Here is a 3,229-nt window from a genome sequence, read left to right on the forward strand (position 1 = left end):
CGTGCTGAAGGCACGGCGAAATCGCTGTTTCATTTGCACGACCGGTGTACAGGGGGTGTACGGGGGGTGTACGCGTGGTGCCCCCCCTCAATTCGCCGGTGCAGCCAGCCCCAGAATCGCCCGCGCCTGCTGCCAGCTGGCCACCGGACGCTCGTATTTTTCACACAGCTCCACAGCCCGCGCGACAAGCGCCGCGTTGGAAGGGGCGAGCCTTTCGCGGTCGAGCCGCATGTTGTCTTCCAGCCCCGTGCGTGCGTGCCCGCCCGCGGCAATTGCCCATTCATTCACCACGATCTGGTTGGGTCCGATCCCTGCGGCGCACCAGGGCGCGTCCTCTCCAAAGAGCCGCTTCACGGTGCGGATGTAGAAGTCGAACACCTCGCGATCCACCGGCATGGCGTTCTTCACGCCCATCACGAATTGCACATAGGGCGTGCCTTGCAGCTCGCCCCGGTCCTGCATCAGCTTGGCCTGGAAAATATGAGACAGATCAAATGCTTCTATCTCGGGCTTCACGTTGTACTTTATCATCTCCGAGGCCAGCCACGCGACCAGATCGGGCGGGTTTTCATAGACCCGCGTGGGGAAGTTGTTCGACCCCACCGACAGCGACGCCATGTCGGGTGCAAGCGAAAGCATGCCGCCGCGTTCTGTGCCCGCGCCGGACCGGCCGCCAGTCGACAGCTGCACGATCATGCCCGGGCAATGCGTCTTCAGCCCCTCCATCAGGCGGCCGAATTTCTCGGGGTCGCTGGTGGTCGTCCCGTCATCGTTGCGCACATGGCAATGGGCAATGGACGCGCCCGCCTCGAAGGCTTCCTGCGTGCTTTCGATCTGTTCCTCGACCGTGATCGGCACCGCAGGATTGTTGGCCTTTGTGGGAACCGATCCGGTGATCGCCACGCAGATGATGCAAGGGTTTGACATGTCGTGTTTTTCCATTCTGAAAGGCCCGCCGATCCTGCCGCCGGGCCTGGCTTTCGTCAAATGTCGAAGAAGACGGTTTCTTCCTCGCCCTGCAGCCTGATGTCGAACCGATAGACCGTTTGCCCGTCGCGTTCCGTGCGCTTCGCGATCAGTGTGGCGCGGCGGCGTTCCCATTCGATCAGGTTCAGCACCGGGTCGGCGGCATTGGCCTCGGCCTCGTCCTCGAAATAGAGCCGCGTATTCAGCCCGATATTGATGCCGCGCGCCACGATCCACAGGTTGATATGCGGGGCCTGGGTTCCGACATTGCGGCCCCTTGTGCGGCCCGGTTTCACAGTGTCGAACGCCCATTCGCCGGTAGCGAAATCGGTGATCACGCGACCCCAACCGCGAAAGCCCTCTTCCACCTCGCCGCCGCCTTCGGGATGCGCATAGATGCCATCGGCATTGGCCTGCCAGGCCTCCAGCAGCACATCCTTGACCGGGCTGCCGGTGCCGTCGATCACGATGCCCTCGACGCGGATGCGTTCGCCCCTGGCATTGGGTCCGGCGATGTCCCAGCCCAGTTCCTGCCGGTAGATGTCAAAGCCCGCCGCGCCGGGGGCAAGGCCGATATGGACGTAAGGTCCGGCGGTCTGAGAGGCGGTTTCCTTCAGGTAATCAAGCGATTGGGTCATCAGTTCCCCTCCAGCCGGTTTTCAAACATCGTCGAGCGGCGCCCGCGCAGGACGATGTCGAACTTGTAGGCGATGCTGTCGAGCGGGATCGTCGCATTCTTGTCCAGCGCCGCGATCAGCTGCCCGATGGCGGCCTTGTCGCGGATGGTGTTGACGATGGGACAGGTGGCAATCAGCGGGTCGCCCTCGAAATACATCTGGGTGATCAGCCGCTGTGCGAAAGCGTGCCCGAAGATCGACAGGTGGATATGTGCCGGTCGCCAGTCATTGACCCAGTTGCGCCACGGGTAGGCGCCGGGCTTGACCGTGCGGAAGAAGTAATAGCCGTTTTCGTCGGTGATCGTGCGCCCGCAGCCGCCGAAATTCGGGTCGATGGGGGCAAGATAGGTGTCCTTCTTGTGGCGGTAGCGCCCGCCCGCATTGGCCTGCCAGACCTCGACCAGCGTATTGGGCACGGGCCGCCCGTTTTCATCCAGCACCCGGCCATGCACGATGATCCGTTCGCCAATGGGGCTTTGACCCGGCTGTGCGTAGTTCTTGATCAGGTCGTTATCGAGCGGGTCCACATCGTTGTGACCGAAGGTCGGCCCGGTGATCTCGGAAATCGAGTTCTGTAGCGAGATCAGCGAATATTGCGGGCTGCGCGTGACGCTGGTCTTGTAGTCCTTGTCATAGGCGGGGGGATGCCACATCCGGTCCCGCTGATAGTATTCGCCTGGCTTGGTCATTGCGGCGCTCCTCCTTCAAGGCTGGGAAATATCGCGCGTTTCCCGGATTACTCTTTTTCCATCTCGTCATAGGTCTGCTTGGCCAATTTCAGCGCGTGATTGGCGCGCGGGACACCGGCGTAGATGGCGACATGCTGGAAGGCCTCCAGAACGTCCTGTTTGCTGGCCCCGGTGCGTGCTGTGGCGCGGATATGCATGGGGATTTCCTCGAAATTGCCAAGGGCGGCCAGCAGGGCGAGCGTCAGCATCGAGCGTTCGCGGTCGCTGATCCCGTCCGAGGCCCAGACGGTGCCCCAGGCCCCTTCTGTGATCAGCGTCTGGAAGGGCTCGTCAAAGGCGGTCTTGGCGGCCTCGGCCCGGTCCACATGGGCGTCGCCCAGGATCTTGCGGCGCACGGTCATGCCGGTTTCAAAGCGGTCAGACATGGGCATGCTCCTTCAGGAAATCGGTCAGCAGGGCGGCATAGGCGGCGGGGTTCTCGACGCAAGGCAGGTGGCCCGCGCCGTCGATAACCTCGAAACGGCTGCCCGCGATCATCGCGGCGGTTCCGTGCACCAGATCGGGCGGGCTGGCCCCGTCATCGCTGCCCGCGATGGCCAGCGTGGGCAGGCTCAGCGCCTTCGTGCTCTCTGTCAGATCGGCCCCCGCGATGGCGTGGCAGCAGCCGAGATAGCCCTCCACCGGCGTCCGCGTCAGCATATTGCGCCAGACACTCAGCTCGGGCCGGGTCAGGAAGGCGGGGGAAAACCAGCGTTCCATCACCGCATCGGCCAGCGCCTCGATCCCGCCTGCACGGATCGCGTCGATGCGGGTCTGCCACATGGCGGCCTCGCCCATCTTGGCGGCGGTATTGGACAGGACCAGCGCGCGAATGAGGTCAGGCCTGCGCGCGGCCAG

The 3,229-nt window shown here is 63.5% G+C and carries 5 protein-coding genes; all 5 read right to left on the bottom strand.

All coding sequences use genetic code 11. The features are described 5' to 3' along the window. Positions 1-87: 87 nt before the first annotated feature. Positions 88-927 (bottom strand): 3-oxoadipate:acetyl-CoA acetyltransferase, encoded by an 840-nt coding sequence (locus BKY26_RS16340; protein WP_071691450.1) that lies wholly within the window; start codon positions 925-927, stop codon positions 88-90. 56 nt (positions 928-983) lie between these two features. Further along, entirely contained in the window at positions 984-1,604 is a 621-nt protein-coding gene (gene pcaG / locus BKY26_RS16345) for a protocatechuate 3,4-dioxygenase subunit alpha (RefSeq protein WP_071691447.1), read from the bottom strand. Continuing rightward, positions 1,604-2,332, bottom strand: a complete 729-nt coding sequence (gene pcaH, locus BKY26_RS16350; protein ID WP_071691448.1) for a protocatechuate 3,4-dioxygenase subunit beta — start codon at positions 2,330-2,332, stop codon at positions 1,604-1,606. The genes pcaG and pcaH overlap by 1 nt, the downstream gene beginning before the upstream one ends. 47 nt (positions 2,333-2,379) lie before the next feature. Next, a complete protein-coding gene (gene pcaC / locus BKY26_RS16355; RefSeq protein ID WP_071691449.1) occupies positions 2,380-2,757 on the bottom strand; it encodes a 4-carboxymuconolactone decarboxylase in 378 nt (125 codons plus the stop codon). Next, positions 2,750-3,229, bottom strand: a 480-nt coding sequence (locus BKY26_RS16360; RefSeq protein WP_158514349.1) for an alpha/beta fold hydrolase, incomplete at its 5' end; no start/stop codon positions are given. The genes pcaC and BKY26_RS16360, both read right to left, overlap by 8 nt.

The organism is Nioella sediminis (assembly GCF_001879695.1).
GTDB lineage: Bacteria > Pseudomonadota > Alphaproteobacteria > Rhodobacterales > Rhodobacteraceae > Nioella > Nioella sediminis.

Excerpts from the sequence above, each read along its gene's own strand:
- BKY26_RS16340 (WP_071691450.1), bottom strand. The coding sequence starts at position 927 with ATGTCAAACCCTTGCATCATCTGCGTGGCGATCACCGGATCGGTTCCC.
- pcaG (WP_071691447.1), bottom strand. The coding sequence starts at position 1,604 with ATGACCCAATCGCTTGATTACCTGAAGGAAACCGCCTCTCAGACCGCC.
- pcaH (WP_071691448.1), bottom strand. The coding sequence starts at position 2,332 with ATGACCAAGCCAGGCGAATACTATCAGCGGGACCGGATGTGGCATCCC.
- pcaC (WP_071691449.1), bottom strand. The coding sequence starts at position 2,757 with ATGTCTGACCGCTTTGAAACCGGCATGACCGTGCGCCGCAAGATCCTG.